At 47.3% G+C, this 22,218-nt stretch carries 18 protein-coding genes; 9 read left to right on the top strand and 9 right to left on the bottom strand.

Annotation, left to right across the window (positions count from 1 at the left end; all coding sequences use genetic code 11):
- Positions 1 to 56: 56 nt before the first annotated feature.
- The 4 genes from GV64_RS04370 (at position 57) to GV64_RS04355 (ending at position 5,972) form a co-directional block, all read left to right on the top strand.
- Complete coding sequence (locus GV64_RS04370) at positions 57 to 1,454, top strand: L-cystine transporter (RefSeq protein ID WP_020584134.1); 1,398 nt, start codon at positions 57 to 59, stop codon at positions 1,452 to 1,454.
- A complete protein-coding gene (locus GV64_RS04365) occupies positions 1,454 to 2,863 on the top strand; it encodes a CoA-disulfide reductase (protein WP_020584135.1) in 1,410 nt (469 codons plus the stop codon). The genes GV64_RS04370 and GV64_RS04365 overlap by 1 nt, the downstream gene beginning before the upstream one ends.
- 202 nt (positions 2,864 to 3,065) lie before the next feature.
- Positions 3,066 to 4,373: a hypothetical protein gene (locus GV64_RS04360; protein ID WP_020584136.1), complete on the top strand. Its 1,308-nt coding sequence runs from the start codon at positions 3,066 to 3,068 to the stop codon at positions 4,371 to 4,373.
- A 138-nt stretch (positions 4,374 to 4,511) separates the two neighbouring features.
- Positions 4,512 to 5,972 carry an SLC13 family permease gene (locus GV64_RS04355; protein WP_026258499.1) on the top strand — a complete coding sequence of 487 codons (1,461 nt, stop codon included), beginning with the start codon at positions 4,512 to 4,514 and terminating at the stop codon, positions 5,970 to 5,972.
- Between the two features lie 122 nt (positions 5,973 to 6,094).
- On the opposite strand, the gene GV64_RS04350 is transcribed toward GV64_RS04355, so the two are convergent.
- From GV64_RS04350 to lptM, 6 genes are all read right to left on the bottom strand, one after another.
- On the bottom strand, positions 6,095 to 7,453 hold the full coding sequence (locus GV64_RS04350; RefSeq protein WP_020584138.1) for a hypothetical protein: 1,359 nt from the start codon (positions 7,451 to 7,453) through the stop codon (positions 6,095 to 6,097).
- Between the two features lie 174 nt (positions 7,454 to 7,627).
- A complete protein-coding gene (xerC, locus tag GV64_RS04345) occupies positions 7,628 to 8,560 on the bottom strand; it encodes a tyrosine recombinase XerC (protein WP_020584139.1) in 933 nt (310 codons plus the stop codon).
- The gene (locus tag GV64_RS04340) at positions 8,557 to 9,303 is read right to left on the bottom strand and encodes a DUF484 family protein (protein ID WP_020584140.1); all 747 of its coding nucleotides are present in this window, start codon (positions 9,301 to 9,303) and stop codon (positions 8,557 to 8,559) included. Before GV64_RS04340 ends, xerC begins: the two co-directional genes overlap by 4 nt.
- A 39-nt stretch (positions 9,304 to 9,342) precedes the next feature.
- Positions 9,343 to 10,173, bottom strand: coding sequence for a diaminopimelate epimerase (gene dapF, locus GV64_RS04335; protein ID WP_026258501.1), 831 nt, complete (start codon positions 10,171 to 10,173; stop codon positions 9,343 to 9,345).
- Positions 10,174 to 10,227: 54 nt separating this feature from the next.
- The gene (gene lysA / locus GV64_RS04330) at positions 10,228 to 11,511 is read right to left on the bottom strand and encodes a diaminopimelate decarboxylase (RefSeq protein ID WP_026258502.1); all 1,284 of its coding nucleotides are present in this window, start codon (positions 11,509 to 11,511) and stop codon (positions 10,228 to 10,230) included.
- A gap of 66 nt (positions 11,512 to 11,577) precedes the next feature.
- Positions 11,578 to 11,736 carry an LPS translocon maturation chaperone LptM gene (gene lptM / locus GV64_RS24125; RefSeq protein WP_020584143.1) on the bottom strand — a complete coding sequence of 53 codons (159 nt, stop codon included), beginning with the start codon at positions 11,734 to 11,736 and terminating at the stop codon, positions 11,578 to 11,580.
- A gap of 189 nt (positions 11,737 to 11,925) precedes the next feature.
- Between lptM and cyaY the strand changes: the two genes are divergently transcribed.
- Both cyaY and GV64_RS04320 read left to right on the top strand, forming a co-directional pair.
- The gene (cyaY, locus tag GV64_RS04325; RefSeq protein WP_020584144.1) at positions 11,926 to 12,267 is read left to right on the top strand and encodes an iron donor protein CyaY; all 342 of its coding nucleotides are present in this window, start codon (positions 11,926 to 11,928) and stop codon (positions 12,265 to 12,267) included.
- Between the two features lie 594 nt (positions 12,268 to 12,861).
- Complete coding sequence (locus GV64_RS04320; RefSeq protein ID WP_020584145.1) at positions 12,862 to 13,335, top strand: DUF29 domain-containing protein; 474 nt, start codon at positions 12,862 to 12,864, stop codon at positions 13,333 to 13,335.
- Between the two features lie 415 nt (positions 13,336 to 13,750).
- Here GV64_RS04320 and GV64_RS04315 read toward each other — a convergent pair whose 3' ends face one another.
- From GV64_RS04315 to GV64_RS04305, 3 genes are all read right to left on the bottom strand, one after another.
- Complete coding sequence (locus GV64_RS04315; RefSeq protein WP_020584146.1) at positions 13,751 to 14,791, bottom strand: porin; 1,041 nt, start codon at positions 14,789 to 14,791, stop codon at positions 13,751 to 13,753.
- A 642-nt stretch (positions 14,792 to 15,433) separates the two neighbouring features.
- A complete protein-coding gene (gene tenA, locus GV64_RS04310; RefSeq protein ID WP_020584147.1) occupies positions 15,434 to 16,129 on the bottom strand; it encodes a thiaminase II in 696 nt (231 codons plus the stop codon).
- A 187-nt stretch (positions 16,130 to 16,316) separates the two neighbouring features.
- Positions 16,317 to 17,210 carry a LysR family transcriptional regulator gene (locus GV64_RS04305; RefSeq protein WP_020584148.1) on the bottom strand — a complete coding sequence of 298 codons (894 nt, stop codon included), beginning with the start codon at positions 17,208 to 17,210 and terminating at the stop codon, positions 16,317 to 16,319.
- A gap of 439 nt (positions 17,211 to 17,649) precedes the next feature.
- Here GV64_RS04305 and GV64_RS04300 point away from each other — a divergent pair, with 439 nt between their 5' ends.
- The 3 genes from GV64_RS04300 (at position 17,650) to GV64_RS04290 (ending at position 22,153) form a co-directional block, all read left to right on the top strand.
- A complete protein-coding gene (locus GV64_RS04300; protein ID WP_020584150.1) occupies positions 17,650 to 19,476 on the top strand; it encodes a solute:sodium symporter family transporter in 1,827 nt (608 codons plus the stop codon).
- Positions 19,477 to 19,485: 9 nt separating this feature from the next.
- Positions 19,486 to 20,925, top strand: coding sequence for a sulfatase (locus GV64_RS04295; protein ID WP_020584151.1), 1,440 nt, complete (start codon positions 19,486 to 19,488; stop codon positions 20,923 to 20,925).
- A 154-nt stretch (positions 20,926 to 21,079) separates the two neighbouring features.
- Complete coding sequence (locus GV64_RS04290) at positions 21,080 to 22,153, top strand: family 43 glycosylhydrolase (RefSeq protein ID WP_051087843.1); 1,074 nt, start codon at positions 21,080 to 21,082, stop codon at positions 22,151 to 22,153.
- The last annotated feature ends 65 nt before the right edge of the window (positions 22,154 to 22,218 follow it).

Below are 22,218 nucleotides of genomic sequence, written 5' to 3'. Positions count from 1 at the left end.
GCCATAAGCAGGCCCTAAGCAAATAACACCTTTAAAACAGGAAGGGAATAAGAACCATGTCATTAGCAGTACTGGCCAATATCCTTATTATGGTGGGGTTACTCTACCTCCTCTACCGTTTCCAGAAGCAGTACATGCCTTTCACCCGGCGGGTCTTTATTGCACTGGGTATGGGGGTTGGTTACGGTGCCTGTCTGCAGCTGTTTTATGGTTACCCTTCCGAAATCCTGACTGAGTCCATTAGCTGGTTCAATATTGTCGGTAACGGTTATGTTGGCCTGTTGAAGATGATTGTTGTGCCACTGGTCATGGTTTCTGTCATTTCAGCCATTCTGAAGCTGAAGGGTGCCGGCACGCTTGGCAAAATCAGTGGCTGGATTCTGGCACTGCTGATGGTGACCGTTTCCATCGCGGCAGCCATTGGTATTATTTCCGCCCTTGGTTTCGGTTTGAGTGCTGAGTCCATTACTTCCGGGGTTCGCGAAGCAGCAAGAGGTGAGCAGCTGCTGTCCACTGTCACCCGGGTGGAAAACCTCTCCATTCCCAATATGCTGATCAGCCTGATCCCGTCTAATCCATTCCTGGATATGACCGGAGCCCGCAGTACGTCCATTATTGGCGTGGTGATTTTCTCAGCCTTTATTGGTGTCGCTGTACTCGGTCTACACCGCAAACAGCCTGAAGTAGCCGGTCACTTTGAACGAACCGTTGAGGTTGCTCACGCCATCGTGATGCGTATCGTGACGATGGTATTGAGACTGACGCCCTTTGGCATCCTCGCGTTGATGACCAAAGTCGTGGCAGGCAGTAACTTCACCGATATTCTGCAACTGATCCAGTTTGTCATCGCATCCTATGCGGCTCTGATTGCGGTCTTTGTGGTTCACCTGATCATGGTGACCATGGTGGGTGCCAGCCCGATCCAGTTCATCAAGAAAATCCTGCCGGTACTTACCTTTGCTTTTACCTCACGGAGCAGTGCAGGCACCATGCCGCTGACCATTCAGACCCTGACTCAGCGTCTTGGTGTGTCTGAAGGGGTATCCAACTTTGCTGCGTCCTTCGGTACCACAATTGGGCAGAATGGCTGTGCGGGCATTTATCCGGCCATGCTGGCAGTGATGATTGCACCAACAGTGGGCATTGATCCAACCAGCCTGAGCTTTATCGGCACCCTGATTGTTACTATCGCCATTGGCTCATTCGGTGTAGCAGGTGTGGGTGGCGGCGCAACCTTTGCTGCACTGATTGTTCTCTCTGCCCTGGGTCTTCCTGTTGAGCTGGCTGGTTTGTTGATTTCCATTGAACCATTGATCGATATGGGTCGTACTGCCGTCAATGTCAGTGGTGCCATTACCACCGGTTTTGTCAGTGGCCGTGCCATGGGAGAGGTAGATATGGAAACCTTCAACAGCAATGATTCCCTTGAACTGGATATGGATGCAGTTTCCTGATGTCTGCTTATTCTGAAAAACGAGAGCCTGAACTGAATCAATCCACGACGTCTGAGCCACTCAGAATCGTGATTATCGGTGGTGAGGCAGCGGGCATGAGTGCCGCTGCCAAAGCCCGCCGGGTGGCAAAAGATGCTACCGTCATGGTCTTTGAACAATCGGACGTGATCTCTTTTGGCGCCTGTGGCCTACCCTATTACGTGGGTGATTTCTTTTCCGACGCCAGTGAGATGTCCGAGTTTTCTCCCGAGCAGTTTGCCGCCAGGGGGATTGATGTACGAACCCGCCACCAGGTTACGCAAATCAATATTGAAGAACAGACCGTTCATGTGCATAACCTGGCCACTGGCGAGTACTTTGAACAGCCTTATGACCGCCTGTTGATTGCGACCGGGGCCGAGCCCGTCATCCCGCCGGTTCCCGGCCTTAAGGAAGGGTTGAAGGATGGCCGGGTTTACTGTGTCAAAACCATGAATGATGGTATCTATCTAAAAGAAACCATTACGAATCCGGAAGTCAGGGAGGTTGCCATTATCGGTGCCGGCTATATCGGTCTTGAAATGGCAGAAGCTCTTGAACGACAGGGTAAGAACGTTCGCATCATTGAAAGCGCTTCACACCCACTGGCCGGCACTTTCGATCAGGAAGTAGCGGAATGGGTGATGGACGCCCTTAACAAAGCAGGGGTTCAATGCCACTGGCAGGAATCGGTTCTATCGTTGAAAGAAGATAACGACCACCGGCTTTTATTAACCACCGACAAAGGCCAGTATCAGGCAGACCTGGTGGTGCTCTGTACCGGCGTTCGCCCCAATACCCGACTGGTCAGAGACCTTGGTCTGGATATGCTGGCCAACGGTGCCATTGTTACCGATGATCAAGGCAGAACCAGTATCCCCAATATCTTTTCTGCCGGTGACTGTGCCACGGTTATCCATGGACAGCTGGATAAAGCCGTGTGGATTCCCTTGGCGACATATGCCAATAAAATGGGTCGTTTGGCCGGTGAGGTGATGGGTGGTTTAGACAAACACTTCCCCGGTGCTTACGGTGCAGCTTGTGTCAAAGTCCTAAGCCTGGAAGCAGGTCGGGTTGGGCTAAGCGAGCGGGACGCCAAAGAGCAGGGTATTGACTACCAGACAGTCGTTATCAAGGACAAGGACCACACTAACTACTATCCGGACCAGTCTGATATTCTGGTGAAGCTGGTTTATGAAACCGTCAGCAAAAAGCTACTTGGTGGCCAGGTTGCCGGTGGTCGAGGTGCGGTATTAAGGGTTGATGCGCTGGTTGCGGCCATTAAAGGTGGCTTAACAACGGAAGATCTGGGAATGATGGATTTCTGTTATGCACCACCCTTTGCCCGTACCTGGGATGCACTGAATGTTGCAGGTAATGTTGCTAAATGAGTAACCCTTAAGCTCATCTTATAGCCAGGGGCGTAACCAACTGGACATCCAACCAGCTAATAGCGCTCCCTGGTGACTACAATAGCTACGGATTTATCAAAGAGTAGCTATCATCCTTTCACAATCGTTACAGAGACACTCATAGAGAGGCGCTAAGCTTTAAGGAGCTGCACCATCAAAAAAATGATATATAGATGTAAATATGGAACTCCTTCCACTATCAAAACCAACATATGCTCAAGTCACCTCTGAAGATAAGGATTTCAGCGAAAGAACAAGAAGGCTCTGGAGCCAAGATGTAGATCAAGTCACACCGACGTTGAAACAGTTGACCGAAAAGAAAAGTCATACTCTGCAGCCTAACACTTTGGCAAATCGTTTCAGGGTATCGATTGTTCGCCCTATTATTCACTTAGTCACTCACCGTGAAAGCCTCTCATTACGCAAGCAAGTTATTGAGCAGTCACGAAATGAGCCCCAACAGAGGCTTCCTTTTCTTGTAAAAAACCTGATGGATATTGCCAGAGAATTTGGTGAAGCCGATCAGCCATACAATTTCAGTGACGGGTGCTGTTATGGCCTGGCCTCCAGCTACGTACTTTATGAGTTAATGGGTAGAAGCGAAGAATTCAACGCTTTAATGGAAAGTATTAGCCAGAACTCAGAAATTGGTTGGGTCTTTTGGGAGAAACATTATAAAAGTTTGGGCCGCGCAATCCTCCGAGCTCAAAATAAAGCCAGAGCCAATTCACAAAATATTGATAAAGACACTCATTTCTTATTAAAAATAAGGCCATTTATCGAGCTGATCTTATTATTGCAGTCACCCAGGCTCACACAGCTTTCTCACATTATCAAATTTCAAAGTATGCTCAAGAGTTGTCACTTATTAGTACGTAATAATCCAACAGTAGATCCACCCTTTTATCAAACAAAACCCTACCCACTGAGTTTAACCTATGAGGGCTTTTATTTATTCATAATCAAGATTGGAGAGAGTGTTTCCGAAAGAAGCCAGACTCGTATTTTCCACTTCTTCAGTGATGAACATATTGTTGCTCTAAAAGTCACACATGACGGCTATGAAGCCTTTGATCAGAACTTGGAAAACTACAAAGAGAGATATCAAAAAGGGAATGAACGACGTTTTTCTAACCTGTTTATCTATGCAGTCCAAAATGAGCTATTAAATTATCGATCCAGAGTTGTAAAGGCTAACGGACGAAAGTTTATACACAGACTGGATGACACCAATAGAGTTAACCAGAATAAGCTTCGTACTGCCAGGTACAGCCAAGAATGTAGACGTATACAGCCCCCTCATCACTGCGACAGGGATTTACATAAACTGGCTAAGTATCGAGCATGTTCCAACCATGAAATAAAATTTGAAGTGAAAGAATTTATAACTAATTGCCAACCACCCATGATGAGAGATCAAAAAATACCGCTGAGAGCAATAATTAAAATGATACCTAAAGCACAGTTAAGCCCAACAAGGGGTCTGTAATTTACATTCCTCAAAAACACACTCCCCCCAAAAATAACAAACACAGACAAATAACAACAGACGTATTGATATAGATCAATATCCGCATTTTAAAAAATAAAAGACACTATGCGTATAAACCGCAATGGATCTGATACTGTGACAAAAAAAAATACGGCCTTTAAACGATCTTCTCCCGGTGCGCTCTACTGGCTCTCTCTGTTTGCAGGGCCACTGGTCTTACTGCTTACTCTGGTAGTTCCACCTCCAGCCGGTATGGAGCTGCACGCCTGGTATATGGTGGGTGTGGCCACCATGATGGCCATCTGGTGGGTATCGGAAGTCGTGCCCATTCCGGTCACTTCATTATTGCCCATGATGATTGTTCCTCTGCTGGGAATTGCCAGTATTAAAGAAGTTACAGCCCCTTATGCGCATCCTACGATCTACCTTTTCTTTGGTGGATTTATGCTGGGTATGGCGATGGAACGCTGGAATCTTCACAAACGAATCGCATTGCATATCATGCTGAAAACCGGTGTCAGGCCCGACATGCAGATTGCCGGCTTTATGATAGCCACCGCCTTTCTGAGTATGTGGGTCTCCAATACCGCAACCAGCGTTATGATGCTGCCTATTGGTTTATCCGTTGCATCAATGGTCAGTGGTAGCAATGAAGCTGAAAACAGTGCTTTTTCCAAAGCTCTGCTTCTGGCTATTGCTTACAGTGCCAGTATTGGCGGTCTGGCGACCTTGATCGGTACACCACCCAATGCTCTGCTGGCAGCATTCCTGTCTGAAAATTACAACATGGAAGTTGGTTTTGCCCAGTGGATGATGGTGGGCCTGCCCATGAGCATACTCATGCTGGTTGTCACCTGGATTTGGCTCACACGTTTTGGTTTTAAGCTTTCCAATGAGGAAAACCCGGAAGCCAGAGGCCTATTCCGTCAGCAACTGACCGACCTGGGCCCGATGAGCCGCGGAGAAAAAACCGTTGCAGTCATATTTACAGTGACCGCCCTGTCCTGGATTCTGAGACCGTTCCTGAAAGATTATATTCCCGGACTGTCAGATACGATCATTGCCATCGCAGCGACCATCAGCCTGTTTATTATTCCAGTTAAGCAGGACAAACGAGTCTATGTAATGTCCTGGGAGAAAGCCCGGGAAATCCCCTGGGGTGTATTGATGCTGTTTGGTGGAGGTCTCACTCTGGCAGCGCAAATCAAGAGTACGGGTCTGGCCGGCTGGGTTGCAGAAGCCATGAGCATAGCCAACGGTATGCCAGTACTTCTGGTGGTGGCTTTTGTGGTAACGGTTATTACCTTCCTCACCGAGCTGACCAGTAATACCGCCACAGCTGCAGGCTTCCTCCCTCTGATGGGTGCACTGGGCGTCACACTTGGAATTGATCCGGTAATGCTCGCTGCACCAGCTGCACTGGCCTGTAGCTTTGCCTTTATGATGCCGGTCGCCACACCACCTAACGCGATTGTCTTTGGTTCAGGAAAACTGGAAATCAAAGATATGGTGAAGGCTGGTTTTGCCCTGAATATTATGGGGATTATTCTGGTAACACTGGTGGGTTACTTCCTGATTGGCCAGTTCTTAATTTAAGCAGCCCATCAACCATAACCCGTAAGTGCTTTCAGGCTCTTGCGGGTTACGGATTAAGTAATTAGCGAACCACTTCATTCAGGTAATTACTCCACCAGCTTCGACTGATACCTTTTAGCATCTTAAGCATGAACAACGAGATCGGCCTGCGGCAGTGGCTTTTGACTTTTATCATTCATACGGGAATCATCATGAGCACTGCCACCACCATCCTTAGCTATTCCTTTCAGAGCCTCTTTTCTATTTACAAATAGCTCCATCTTCCTCATCCATTCGCTGGCTACAGATAATTCTTTAAAATAAGAACGTATATTTTCTAGCCTTTTTTTCCTCTCTTTAAGAGCCTCTAGTTGATTATCTCTAGCGACCGACGAAAGAGACTCTTCTTTTTTAAGGTTTTCTAATACCTGAGTTTTCAAACCTGCTTCAACTTCAGAACTTCCCTTAAGACTGGCTGGACAAGCATCTAACAGTTTCTCAAATAGCTTCCATATAAAAATACTTTTTCTGGTGTTATCCTGCAGCTTATTTTCATCCAGTATCTGGCTCTCTCTGACTACATCCGACTGCCCAGAAAACGGAAAAACCTCACCTTTATTCATACTGGCAGCGTCTGGTACAACTCTCGGATTTTCAGAGTCACTCGCCGGAACAAAATCAGTAGATGGCGCGGCTATAGACCCTTGCACAGGAGCTGCAGAATGACGCTCTGCCGTACCCATATCCTGCCCTGGTATCGGAGTATATTTCTGCTTAGCGTTTCCCTGAATAAACGGCTGCGGGACAGAAGGCTGTGTAACTACACTATCAACAAAAGCTCCCTCTCCATGATATGCTGAAACATCCAAATTATTGAACATGCTTTCTATCGCAGAAAAGGGCACATCATCCCATGTAAAAGCGGTTGGTATACCAGATAAGCCCACTCCAATATCAGAAGCATAAAATATGCTTTCCGCAGAAACTGGTGTTCGCTGATCTAGATGGCACAAATGCACCTTATCAAAATCGTCCTCCCTAAACTCTCCAAGCATCTGGATCAATTCTTTTAAAGGAGCTACAAATTCACTGGAAAACAAAGCTATTAATTGCTCTCTTTGCTTATGGACGTTATCAATTTCACCCTTGAATCCGCGAATACAACCTTCATAGTCCCTTATTTTTTCATCAGAGATTGGAGAGAACTCGCCAGACTGTTGCATAATTTCCTTTTCAAGCTCATCAATCTCCTTCTTCAGGCAATCAATTTCAGCCCTTTCATTTGAGCCATCGCCATTCTGGACAACCTCACTAACCACTCTATCCTTTTCAGTTGGAGCATTGCCATCAAACTGGAGTACCTCTCGATCTCCAGCAGGCAAACCATCATCCAAAGATTCTACCGAACTCCCGAAAGCCTTCCCCCTGCTATCCACATTCAAGGGGCCAGAACCTAAATCAGGATATTGAACGATATTTTGCCCTAACACTGCCCCTGCCATAACAAGACTCGCTCCTGAAGTAAAAATTCAGTATTCAGTCTAATCTGAAAGATCACACCTGCATCGACGCAATCGAAATTAGAAATCTGCTGAGGTTACTAAGAGGTTATTCAGACGGTATGACACCTGTTATGCCTGCAGACAAAATTAAGTATGACTAATCGAGATTTAATCTTACTTTTTCTTTTTTGCTCGGGGATGGGCCTTGTCATACACCGCTGCCAGATGCTGAAAATCCAGATGGGTGTAGATCTGGGTTGTGGATATATCACTGTGGCCAAGGAGTTCCTGCACCGATCGCAGATCACCACTGGACTCCAATATATGACTGGCAAAAGAGTGCCTTAACATGTGAGGGTGAACACCCACCGGCATACCCGCTTCCCGAGCGAACTCTTTAATACGATTCTGAATCTGCCGGGTACTGATACGCTGTCCGAGCTTTGACAGGAACAGAGCACTACCACTGTCGTTTTTTACAAACAGTTCCCGAAATGATAACCACCGCTGAACTGCTTGACGCGCTTTACTGCCAACAGGAACTATGCGTTCTTTGCTGCGCTTCCCCAATACCCTGAGCTGTGAAAACCCATCAGAGAAATTCTCAATATTCAGCGCTGTCAGCTCAGCGAGGCGTAAGCCTGAAGAATAAAAGAGTTCCAGTATGGCCAGATCCCGGCTCTTCAGAGGGTCGCTATCCGCCTGACCATACTGATCATCAAGCAGATTGTTAACCTGATCCGCATCCAGTGTGACCGGCAGCGGTCTGCCGGTTTTGGGCGCCCGTAACAGTTGGGCAGGGTTATTAGCTACAGCGCCCTGCGCTAACAAGTATTGATAAAAACGACGGAGTGAAGAGATCAGCCGCTGCAGGCTTCGACTGGATAATCCATCCTCATGCCAGAGTCCCAGCCAGTACTTCAACTGCTTCTCTGAAATTACTTCCCAGTCCTGAATATCACTGACTGTAGCCTGTTGCATAACCCGGGTGAGATCGCCCTGGTAGGCAGACAGGGTATGAGGTGAGTGTTGCTTTTCATAACGAAGGTAATCAATAAAAGCGGCCACTGACTGCTGCAGGCCGCTATCAGGAGAGGAATGACTCATGAATGGAGCTGCCGAGCCAGAATACGGCTCAGCACATCACCCAGGTAGCTGATAAACAGGGTGCCCATACTGGCTTTGAAATGATTTTTATCCTTACTGCCCAGGGCCAGAACCCCAAGCTGTTGTGGCTCACTGAGAGCATAGCTCAGGGGAGCAATAGCCACTGAGCCAACATTTCCGGCCTGTTCCTGAAACAGAAAGTCCAGTTCTGCCTGGGTAACCTGCCCACAAATGGCTTTCCCACTGGTCATTATGGAACCCAGTGCTTCGACAACAACATCCGTATGTTCAATCCTCACGGGCAGGCTCATCGGTTTCTCACTGAACAAAATCAACGAATGGAACTCAATGCCAAACTCATGGTTAAGGCTGTCGCCGATCACTTCCACCAGCTGCTCCAGGTCTTTGCTTTCCAGCAATGACAATATCAACAGCCGCATGCGTTCAAAGAGTTTTTCATTCTCTTTGGCGTTCTCAGCCAGGCCCGCTAGCTGATGTCGATAATTCAGGGCCCGTTCCCGCAGCAGGGCGACCTGACGCTCCACCAGAGAAATGGCATCGCCTCGTTGATGAGGCAGTTTCAGGTCCAGCAACAGCTCATCTCGCCCCACAAAGAAATCAGGGTGTTCTTTTAAATAATCAGCAACCTGTCTCGGTTTCAGAGCCCCACGGTCACCAGAAGCCATCATCTCATCAATAGCTTTCTGCTTTTCCTTGTCTACTTCGACGATTTGCTCAGTCATTGTCTTAAGCCCTTAGCTGATTTTAAGCCTCTAGCCGCTCTACAGCCGGGTGTACCCTTCATAAACACGGGTTGCAGCACCTGTCATCATAACCGGACTCCCTTCACCCGGCCAATAAATAAACAAGCTGCCTCCAGGCAAATTTACTTTGACCGTTTCATCCAGCAAGCCTTGCAGGCGACCAGCGACCACTGCAGCACAGGCACCGGTACCGCAGGCAAGTGTTTCGCCCACACCACGCTCAAAGACCCGTAAGTTAATTTCATCGGTGCTGACCACCTGCATAAACCCGGCATTACATTTCCGTGGAAAATCAGGATGCGCTTCAATGATCGGCCCCCAGGTTTCTACGGGTGCCTGATGAACATCATCCACCCGATAAACGCAGTGAGGGTTCCCCATGGAGATGGCGGACACCTCAATAACCTGACCTTCAACCTTTAGAGGGTAAGTAACAGAACGCTGCTGTGCATTAAAGGGGACTTGCTCAGGATCCAACCTGGGCATCCCCATATCAACAGAGACTTCACCATTACTTTGAATATTCAGCTCAATGTTCCCACCGGCTGTTTGTACCCGGATTCTGTCCCGGCCAATCAGCTTTTTATCGCGCACAAACCGGGCAAAGCAACGAGCACCGTTACCACACTGCTCCACTTCACTGCCATCAGCATTAAAGATACGGTAGCGAAAGTCCATATCCGGGTTGGTCGGTGCCTCAACCAGCAGTAGCTGATCAAAACCAACCCCGAACCGCCGATCCGCAAGGCGGCGGATTTTTTCCGGAGGCAGCCGCAGGCTCTGGGACACCATATCGACCACCATAAAGTCGTTACCCAGACCGTGCATTTTTGTGAAGTGTAAAAGCAACGCCAAAATTCCTCTTTTAGATCGGTTGCCGGCAATCCGTTCAGGATTACCGACCTACGGCAGCAGGCTTTCTGAAGCAAATTGTTCTTCAACGGTTTCCCGACGCCGGATCACGTAAGCCTCGGAACCATCAACCATCACTTCAGCTGCCCGGCAACGGGTATTGTAATTTGAACTCATAACAAAACCGTAGGCACCTGAAGAATAAATCGCCAAAAGATCACCTTCTTTGATGGCCAGTGCTCGCTCCTTGCCCAGGAAGTCACCACTTTCACAAACTGGCCCAACCACATCATAAGACAGGCTTTCAACATCTGAGTGTTCTACCGTATTAACAATAGTGTGCCAGGCACTGTAGATGGAAGGTCTCAACAGGTCATTCATGGCACCATCAACGATGGCAAAATTCTTTTGCTCCGTGGGCTTAATCAGCTCAACACGGGTCAGCATAATACCCGCCTGAGCAGCAATGGAGCGACCAGGCTCGACGACCAGTGTCAAATCACCATAGCCTTTCTCAGCCAGTCGCTGTTTCACAGAGACCAGATAATCGGAAGGTGAAGGTACAACTTCATCCTGATACTGAACACCGAGACCACCGCCAATATCAAGATGCTTCAGCTGAATTCCCTGTGCCTTCAGCTGATCCATTAATAACAGCAGACGCTCTAATGCATCAAGAAACGGGCCTGTTGTGGTCAGCTGCGAGCCAATATGGCAATCAACCCCAACGACCTCAATATGACTCAGAGCTTCGGCACGGGCATAAACAACCGGGGCATGGTTTATATCAATACCAAATTTATTATCTTTAAGGCCTGTGGAAATGTATGGATGAGTCTGGGCATCCACATCCGGATTCACCCGGAGCGATACACGGGCAATCTTGTCCATTGCCTGAGCCTCTTCCTGGATACGCTCAAGCTCCTGTTCAGACTCAATATTGAAACAGTGAACCCCAACTTCTAAAGCCCGACGAATTTCATGACGCTGCTTGGCAACACCGGAAAAGACCACTTTTTCAGGATTGCCACCCGCGGCAAGCACCCGCTCCAACTCGCCAATGGAAACGATATCAAAGCCTGCGCCAAGTCGCGCCAGCACATTCAAAACCGCCAGATTACTATTGGCTTTTACTGCATAACAAATCAAATGATCCCTGTCCGCCAGGGCTTGGTAATAGGCGTTATAACTGGTTTCAAGCGCTTGCCGGGAATAAACATACAAGGGCGTACCAAACTTCTCCGCCAGCTGCTGAACGGGAATTTGTTCGGCAAACAACTCTCTATTTGCTGAAGGCGCTTTATTGGCTGAAGACTGAAAAGTAAACCACTCCATAAGGTGACTGTTCCCCATATTCATTTAATTCTTAGTGTAATTATCCAGCGGGCTGGCAAAACCCCCTTAACCCGGGTGGTAACCCGATACGTTATTGTCAGCCATTGAGATCTTCGGTTGATAAAGATCGCCTTTCTGCCCACAGCCTGTCAGCAGCAGGACAAAGAAAGCAACAGCAGCTAGCGCTGGAGCCTTCAGCTGATTAATAGCGGAGAACAATCTCATAGCCCTTTCCCTTATACTCGGTGGCACACAGTATAACTGCCGAATTACTTATGGCTCTACTTATAAATAGCGGAAGATTTTATTGTAAAACGCTGAAGGCTGTTGTTGAAATACACTGAAAGCTCTATCGACGGAGCCATAGGCAGGCTAAAATCTGCTCATTCTGATCCTGTTTTCACTGAGATAACGATGAAAGAGAGCCTTCCGCTAACTGAGAGTCAATACAATGAACTGCTTGATGGCCTGATGCTGGCCATTGAAGACGCCATAGACGATTCCGGACTGGACATCGATTATGAAACCTCCGCAGGTATCCTGACCCTCACTTGCGAAGACAACAGTAAAATTATCCTCAGTCGGCAAACGCCCTTGTTGCAACTGTGGGTGGCTGCCCGCAGTGGTGGTTTCCACTTTGATTACAATGATGAGCAAGGCGACTGGCTGCTGGATGGCCGGGGGGAATCCTTTATTTCACTATTAAACCGCTGCCTTACCGAGCAAAGTGGCGAAACGGTACAATTGGTTATCTAGGAGGTGTTGCAGGGATTCTTTTTGAACCACAGAGATCACCAAGGGCACAAAGGAAAAGAAAAGCTCTTCTTCGTGCTCTTTGCAATCTCTGTGGTTCAACTTTATAACCGATAAAAACAGGGGATAAATGCTTAATACCCCCTCTGAGAATCACGCTATGGTGCTGGTGATATAAATATAAACGACCACCGACACTCTATTCTTTTGTGTAGAAAGCCTACTCGTTTTTCACAAGCATTTTTCAATTTATTGTCAAAGTTCCCATAGCCTGACATTCATGACCTATACTGCAGCCGGTTTGTGACAGCTTCTTCAGATGTTGATTTTTTTCTACTTGGACAAGGCTTAAAACCGGACTTGGTACTCCATCTGCTCTCCTGTTTTTTGAAATGTAATAGCTCCGAAACTGTCACTACAAAACATCACCTCATTTATCTGAGGTATTTGAAAAAACAGCCTTCTGCCTCACTGATCGAACTGATGATGAGTACAACAATAATGACTCGCATTGCTGCACTGGCCGGTTGCAGGAGATTGTGTGATACACCACTGAGATTCTTAAAAAAACATCAGTAGCATCGGGAGGTCATCACTATGAGTAACCTGTATAAAACGGACTTTTATCAGTGGACCCGTCAGCAAATTGATTTACTGAAAAGGAGTAAGTTTCAGTCTCTGGATCTGGAGAATCTGATCGAGGAGGTGGAAGACCTGGGACAGGAAAAAGTCAATACATTGGAAACTCACCTGACCCGGGTGCTGGTGCTTCTACTGAAATGGCAGATCCGCGCCTTCAAGGAAGACCTGCGTACATTAAACCGCTGGTATCGCAGCTGGTTCATGGTGATTGATTACAGTCTGGAAAAAGAACGGGCGATCGTTAAACGGCTGTTGATCAAGAACCCCAGTTTATATGGGTTACTGGATGAATGTCTGCTGGAGTGTTATCCCATTGCCTGTCGGGATGCTTCGCGGGAACTGGAAATTCCGGAGGAGGAGTTCCCGGATACCAATCCGTGGACAATGGAGCAGATCATGACGGATGGGTTTCCGCCTGGGCCGGAGTGATCTTTTCTTCTTAACCACAGAGATCACAAAGAGCACGAAGAAAAGCCTTTTCTTCTCGTTCCCACGCTCTGTGTGGGAATGCAGAAGGTTTTTCACTACAAACTTCATACCTCTCGCTAGAACTGGTATGCATTCCCATGGATGACCGAGGGAATGAGGCCCCCCTACGGGTTACCGACCTATGATTTTGGTTTCAGAACTACCTTTTGCAACAGCCTCATGACCGTGGAAACGAGATAGTCTTTAAAAGAATTACTTTGTGCTCTTTGTGTCTTTTGTGGTTCCAGTGCCTGTACTATTTTCGCAACAGCCTAAGTGCATTGGAATAATGCTAAACGCAAAAAACCCGCCGAGGCGGGTTTTTTGTTGCCGGAAAATCCGGCGAAGACATTGCTGCTAAGCAACCACTTCGATATTAGAAGTAGTAACGAGCCTGCAGAACAACTTTGTCTTCAGCTTTAGTGCCGTCAGCCTTCTTGCTGTCTTCAAACTGGTAAGTACCGGACAGCTGGATTGGGCCCTGAGTGTAAACAACTTCAACTGGGATGTACTTCATCTCGCCCTTTTGAGCAGCATTGCTCTTGTCTTTCAGCTGGTTGTAACCACCACCAACTTTGAACATTTCGTTCAACTGGTAGCTGGCGTACATTTCCAGACCTTCAGACTTCTCAGCGTCACCAACGTAGCTGTCAACGTCACGGTTCTTCAGCTTAGCGAAAGTAACAGCAGCGTAGATCTTGTCAGCTTCGAACTTGGCACCAACGATAGCAGACTTGGCTTTGAAGTCGTCGCCAGCAACAGTGGAGTCAACCTTGGCTTCGTTGTAAGCAGCACCGATGCTCAGACCCATTGGCAGGTCGTAGCTGGCAGCAACACCGTAAGAACCGTCACGAGTTTCAGTAGCGTTCAGAGACTTTTCACCAACCTGGTACTGAGCAGAAACGTTCAGACCCATGAAGCTGTGGTTATACTGCAGAGCATCTTCAGCACGAGCAGTACCCAGAGCGTCGCCTTCAGCACCGTAGTAACCAGAAGCTTCACCGCCAGTAGTAGCGAATACGTCAGTCCAGCCAGCAACCAGACCGTAAGTAGACCACTGCTGACCGTAAGAGATAGCACCCAGTTGATCGTTCTTGGCACCGATGTAAGCCAGACGCTGCCACATGAAGTCTTTGTCTTCGCCAACTTCAACATGGGTATCATCATTAGTAGTGTCGAAGCCCCACTCAGCCTTGGAGAAAACGGTGGTAGCTTCAGTCAGCTTGTGCTCAAAAGCAAAGTTGATACGGCTGCTGTCGCCAGCGTGACCTTTTACAGAGTTGTCCTGATCGATGTAACGCAGATCCAGGTAACCGCCGATGGTAGCCTTGTTAGTGCCATCGTCAACGATAGTCACAGCCATAGCCTGGCCAGCAACCATAGAGGCAACAACAGCTGCAAGAATTTTCTTTTGCATGGAGTTCACTCCTGAAATTGTGTGTGATGTGTGTGCTTTTTCTGTCGCCTTTCTTCTTATGCATGGTGAAATGCAAAAACCCCCTCACCGATGCGAGCGACTTATTGTGGGACGATTATTCAAGAGTGTTTGCACGAACGTCACATTACAAAAACGAATCTTCTTATGATTTTTTTTGCTATTGCGTGAATGCTTTTCAAACAGTATGAGGTATCAAATAATCAAAACTATTCTTGTAAGCCTTGATTAATCAGGGAAAGAGATAAGTAACAAAAAGGAACAGTATTTAAAGGACACAAACAATGACGTAAGTAATTTCCGCAATAGACAATAAAAACACTCCTTGTTGGTTTGTGAAAATTTACATTCCGTTGATGTATATCAAACCAGAAAAACATCAAATGAACGCTTAACTGATGTTCTGGCTCTAAGAAATGGATTATTTTGAGAGAAAGTACCGTTGACAATGCCCTGAACTTATCGGTTCTAATGTCAGCATATTGAAAACATACGCAGGTCGGTAACCCAGAAGATTGCCAACAACAGTGGCACGTTTTAGCGGATATATTGTTGGTAATTTTTCCTCGTTCCCGCAGGAACGAGGAGTAGTGAGTGGAGGGAAAACCGTATGAATAGTATGGTTTAAAACGAGCAATCCAAACCCATTTGCCAGAACCCGATTTCCAAACGGGTTGCTTCCCGGAAGGTCTGGCAAAGAGAGTCCATACGGGCCGCGTTGTAACGGGATTTAGCCAGATGATCCAACCTTTCAATCTGCTTTCTGGCACCTTCCAGATACTCCTCCCCCCCATAGGTCTCAATCCAGGCCCAATAGGGGTTACCTTCTTTCAAGGTATCTGGATCATGCTTCAACCGGTAACCAATTTCTGCATAGCCCACAGCACATGGGGATAAAGCGGTGTAAAGATCCAGAATATCCCCGGCCATTCCCCGCTCCAGAACATAACGGGTATAAGCCATATTGGCCCGGGCTTCCGGCAGGCTGACCACATCCTTTTCGGTCAGCCCCCACTCCTGGCAATAGGCCAAGTGCAGTGTCATTTCGCCCAGGATACCGCTGACCGACTCCGAGGCAGAGCGCATATCTTCCAGGTTATCCGATTTGTAAACCGCTAATGAGTACGCTCTGGCAAAGTGAATCAGAAATAGGTAGTCCTGCTGAAGATAGTGGCGAAAAGAGGCCAGTGGCAGAGAACCATCCGCAATTCCCTGGACAAATGGATGGTGACAATAGTCATTCCAGTCCTCCTGGCAGGCTGCTTTCATGCGCCCATAAAGGGTATTGTTATCATCCAAAAAAACAGTGTTTGAACTCATAAAAGGATTTCCAATACTGATGATCAGGCCGCATCATATCCCTGAACACTCACCTTTTCACTGTTATAAGAACGTCAACGACTGTTGATTTAAAAAATCACGGCTAAAGAATCTTTCCATTCAACCAGAAATATTTAATGACACCTGAGCAAATGCTTTGAACTAAAAGAAAAAATTTAAAAATACACTAACCGATAAATTTTTTATCAAGCAGTTTTAAAAATTGTCTTACCCCAGGCATTTGAGCGGCAAATTCAGAATAATAAACACCACTTTGAAAACTGTGAATAGGCTCAATCAGCGGAACCTGTTCCAGCCCTTTACTGGACATCGAACTTAATAACTGATGTGGGATATACATCAGGAAATCATCTTTCTGCATCTGGGATACGGCATTATCCAAAAAGGCGGTATGAAGGCTCACCTTTGCAGGCCTCAGCCCCTGCTCATAAAATGCTTCATTAATATGCCAGACATAGTTATCCGAGTGCTGATAAATAATCCATCGATACCCCTGAAGCATGGAAAGTGTTACTGAAGCTTGTTGATGCAGCTTATGCTCTGGTCTGGCAACAACAACAAACTTGACTGGAATAAGTGGCTTACAGGTTAATGCCTGAAATATTTCACCTTCATAACCAATTTTACCCAGTACCAGATCCAGCTCCCCTTTTAATAACTCAGGCACAGTACTGGCAACGGTTCCCGCTTTTACCCGGACTTCAGCCTCAGGATTCAAGTCATAAAACTGATCCAGCAGTGAAGAAATATGAACCTCTGCCCACAGATTATCCGAGCCAATCCTCAGGCTGATGTTCTGCCCGGATTTCAGTGCATTAATTTCTTTCAGGGCAAACTGATACTCCATATCCATTCGGTTGACCCTGTTGAGGAAAACACTGCCTGATGGCGTTAATTCCATTCCCCTTGGCAAACGCTTGAAGAGTTCAATGCCCAGCTGTTCCTCAATCTTTTTAATACTTCGGGTCAACGCTGGTTGAGAAATGTGCAACTCATCACAGGCCAGAGTAATATTTTGATGTTTTGCGACCACTTGAAAGTGATAAAGCTGTTTATCCATCCCTGCTTTCCAGTTCCCAAATCGAACAAATAAACGACAGTTATGTTATAGATTAACATGTCGTTCTAAATGGAGTTCCCTGTTTAGATCAACGCTTGATGATATTTTTAAAACAGTTAAGCCACTAGGGGGCGTTGCTTTTTATTGATTGGCGTCAAGAGTTTAAATGATAACTTTTGTGCATGTTGTGACGATTAAATCAAACACCAATCACCTTTAAAAACATCAGACACTAGATAATATAAGGCCCGGAGGAGATATTCTTCCGGGCCATCCATCAAAACCGTTACCAAACCATAAAAAAAAGGTATGGCTTCACGTTTTTTACGCATTTCTCCCCTCTCTGATCATCGGATACTTTCCTCCCGGCTCATGACACAAACGAACAACAAGCTCACAGACTCAAGCGATTTCCAACAGACAGAAGGCTTTTTGATTTATGTTTGCCGTAATTACATGCATAGGCTTCATGGCCTTTGTGGCCTGGTACTCCTGGTATAAGACCAAAGGCACCATCGACTCTGCTGATGGTTATTTTCTCGCTGGCAATGGCCTCAGCAGTGTCTTTATTGCCGGGTCGTTGCTGCTGACCAATATCTCGACTGAACAGCTTATTGGCCAGAATGGCATCGTCTATTTTGGCAACCTGACCGCCCTGGCCTGGGAAGTGTGGGCTGTTCGAGGCATCATTCTTCTGGCCTGTCTTTTCCTGCCCATGTACCTCGGTGGCGCTTTCGCTACCATGCCTGCTTTCCTGAGGTCCCGGTACGGAGAAGGCACTCGCCGTCTGGTGGTTGGCCTGCTGATGTTCGGTTATATCTTCGTATGGTCTCCCACCATTCTTTACGGTGGCTCCCTTGCTCTGATGAAGCTGCTGGATATTCGAGCCATGACAGGCCTGAGCCAGGTTGAAGCGTTGTGGCTGGTCACCTGGGTAGTAGGCATTATTGGTGCGGTTTACGCCATTACCGGTGGACTTCGGGCTGTTGCTATTTCCGATACGTTAAATGGTGTTGCCCTGCTGGTTGTTGGCTGTTTGATTCCTATCTATGGTTTGATTGCCTTGGGTGACAAGTTGGATGGCGGCATCAGTGATGCGCTCTATCACATGGCCACCACCCATACCGAAAAACTGAACGCCATCGGTGGCAGCAGTGATGTGGATGTTATTCCTTTCTCCGCCATCTTTACTGGCCTGATGGTGACGGCAACCTTCTACTGGGGAACCAACCAGTTCGTTATTCAGCGTGCACTTGGCGCAGCAAGCCTTAAGGAAGGACAGCGCGGACTGTTGATGGCGGGCTTTTTCAAAATGCTGGTGCCCTTCATGGCGATGCTGCCGGGCCTGATTGCGTTCCATTTATTTGGTCCAGGTCTGGAGCCAAGGGATCTGGCGTATCCGGAACTGGTGGCTAAAACCTTACCAGCCCCTCTGCTGGGTCTGTTTGTTGCTGTACTGCTGGGCGCTGTATTCTCAACCTACAATTCGCTGTTGAACTCAGCAGCGACGATGTTTGCCCTGGATATCTATAAACCTTTTGTGAATCCGGATGCCGACGACAGCAGACTGATTTATGTTTCCAAGGTCTTTGCCATTATCTGTGCAATTGCCGCTCTGTTTGCTGCACCGGCTCTGTTATACGCTCCTGAAGGTTTATTTGTCTTCCTGCAACAGTTTACCGGCTTTATTGCGGTACCGATTGTAACGCTGGTGATGATGGGCTTATTCGCCAAGAGACTGGCCATTCCCCCCCGAGCAGCACAGTTTATTATTGTTTTCCACGTCATTACCTATTACCTGATGGTATGGGGTCTTGAGCAGACACTGGGTATTAAAATGCCGATCCACTGGATGCATGTGTTTGCCCTGCTGTTTGTCGTTGAAGTTGCCATTCTGGTGATTTGGGCACTGGTCAAACCCTGTAAGAATACCTTCACCCATGTCCATGCTCCCAAGGTTGCCATGGTTCCCTGGCGCTATGCCATGCTGACCAGCAGTATCCTGCTGACCATTGCCGTCATGATGTATGTGGTGTTCTCCAATGTGGGTCTTGCTTATGCCGATGGAGTTGTCTCTCCCCAGTTCTGGACTTACTTCCTGAGCATCGGTGGACTCTGCGCCGCTGTCTGCTTCTGGTCTCATACCAAACTCCAGCCTGCTTATGAGCGCTACACCCTCAAGCACTTTGGCAGTGAGGCAGACAAACAGGCCTACGCACAGCAGCAGGAACAAAACACTTCCTTTACTCCGGTTAAAGCAAACTAAGGACTGATAATGAGTAATCAACCCAATCCTGCAGGCACTACCCGACCAAACATCCTGTTTATTCTATTGGATGACTTTGGCTGGCGAGATCTGGGCTGTTATGGCAGTGATTTTTATGAAACGCCACGTCTTGACCGACTGGCTCAGGAAGGCATGCGTTTCAGTAATGCTTACGCGGCTTGCCCTGTGTGCTCACCCACACGGGCCAGTATTCTGACAGGTCAGTATCCCGCCAGAATTGGTATGACCCAATGGCTGGGTGGCTACTCAGAAGGGAAACTGGCGAATGTTCCCTATATTGACCACCTGTCGCCAGGTTACACAACCATTGCCAGTGCATTGCGCGGTAATGGCTATGACACCTGGCATGTGGGCAAGTGGCATCTGAGCAAACATGGCGATGACCGTTTCGACAGCTTTCCTGAAAAACTGGGTTTCGACGTTAATATCGGCGGCTGTGAATGGGGCCATCCAAAAAATGGATTCTTTGCCCCTTATGGTTTGGAAACGCTGGAAGAAGGGCCTGATGGTGAATACCTGACCGACCGAATTACCGATGAAGCCATTTCATTGATTGAGCAGCATGGTGACAAGCCCTGGTTTATGCACCTTTCGCATTATGCTGTACATACGCCCATTGAATGCCATGAAGAGCTGGTTCAGAAATATCGTGACAAAGCACAGATGCTGGGCCGGGATCAAACATCACCGTTTATTGAAGGCGATCACTTCTCCTGCTATCACAAGAAAGATGAAAAGATCCTGAGGCGTATTGTTCAGAGTGACCCGGCTTATGCCGCCATGGTAGAAAACGTCGACTGGAATATTGGCCGGGTGCTGGATACGCTGGAAGCCACTGGCCAGAAAGATAACACCATTGTTGTTTTCTTCAGTGACAACGGCGGACTGGCAACCTCAGAAGGCTCCCCAACCTGTAACAGTCCTTTAGCAGAAGGCAAAGGATGGATGTACGAAGCCGGAACCCGTGAGCCCTTGATTGTTCGCTGGCCAGACAAGGTAAAATCGAACACGATCAGCCATGAAATCATGACCAGCACGGATTTCTTCCCGACCTTTCTGGAAGCAGCAGGCATCGAATTAATGCCGGAACACCACCGGGACGGTAAAAGCATTCTGCCGGTATTAACCAGTGACCAGCCCTTTGATCGAGGTGCTATTTTCTGGCATTACCCTCATTACAGTAATCAAGGCGGGCTACCTGGTTGTTCCGTTCGTGAAGGAGACTGGAAACTCATTGAGTTTTTCGAAGATGAACATCTGGAACTTTACAACCTGAGAGAGGATATTTCAGAGGAGCATAATATCTCGGATAAGTATCCAGAAAAAACCAAAGCGCTTTATAAGCAATTACAGGAATGGAAAGAGAGCGTTAAAGCACGCATACCTGAGCCTAACCTGAATTATAAAGAACAATTTGGTGTGCAATAAACTCGAACATAATTCATTAAATTTTTAATTACACATTATCAGCCAATCAATTAATACCCGCCATTACTTTTCTGAAGGTAATCGGGAATGTGTGCCTTGATAAAAGGTAATCACCGTTAGTTATTGGCTGATCATCAGGTGCTGCGTGATAGCAATGAGCAATCAGATACTCAAAAAGACCATCATAAGTATGGCCGGTTTATTCCTTGCGTCTTCAGGCGTACTCGCCAATATAACGCCGATTCAATCAGGACAGGACTGGCTGGATACCAACGGGAACCTGATCGAAGCCCATGGTGGTCATGTTTTCCAAGCAGAAGGAAAATTTTACTGGATTGGTCAGGACAGGACCCATAACAACAACACCTTCAGATCTTTAAAATGTTATTCATCCGATGATTTAACCCAATGGACGCTGGAGAATGACAGCCTGACTCCCGCAAAAAATAAAGAACTTCCTGAAGAAGTTATTATTGCCCGCCCCAAAGTGGTCTACAACGAGATGACCAAGAGCTATGTAATGTGGTTTAAATACCGCCACCCAAACGGTATTGATCCAAACATGAGAGCCGGTGTTGCCAGCAGTTCTGAACCCTGTGGTGACTATGCCGTAGAAGATATCTTCTTCCCCACCGTTGATAACGTGTCCCATTATGCTGGTGATACCGCCATGCTGGTAGACGACGATGGAAGCGGTTATTACGTAATTTCATCCATCGGTGAGCTGAAAGATGGAAAGATGGGTACGCTGGTCAATGGCTCCCGTGATCGTCGTATGAAAGTCTTTAAACTGACCCCCGACTTTCGCAATGTTGCCGAATTGCTGTATGACTTTCCATTAGAGACAGACCGAAAAGCCCGTCGAGAAGGACCCGCTCTGGCAAAAATTGATGGAAAGTACGTCATGCTGACATCCGGGACCCAGTCCTGGAAGCCAAATCAGCAGAAATACTCGACGGCAACCTCTATGGCGGGCCCCTGGAGTGAATGGAAAAACATCGGCCCCGCATCAGGCTTTACCTCTCAGACCGCTTATATCATTCCTGTCTACGGCAGTGAACAAACCACCTATATCTACGGTGCAGACCGCCATGTGGGTAAAAAGCTGATTGACTCCCGCTATGTCTGGTTGCCCATTGAAATTAAGGACAATCAACTGGATATGAAGTGGTATGACGGCTGGAGCATTGATACTAAAACAGGAGAATGGCAAGCCAGCTCCAAATAATACGTAACGAGCTCTCCTTTTTCTTATTACTGCTGAGAGAGCTCGTTTATTTAAAAAACAAACTG

Origin of the sequence: Endozoicomonas elysicola, assembly GCF_000710775.1 — a bacterium.
Lineage (GTDB): Bacteria > Pseudomonadota > Gammaproteobacteria > Pseudomonadales > Endozoicomonadaceae > Endozoicomonas > Endozoicomonas elysicola.
Note: the sequence above shows the minus strand (reverse complement) of the source record. Positions and strands in the feature narration are given on the sequence as shown.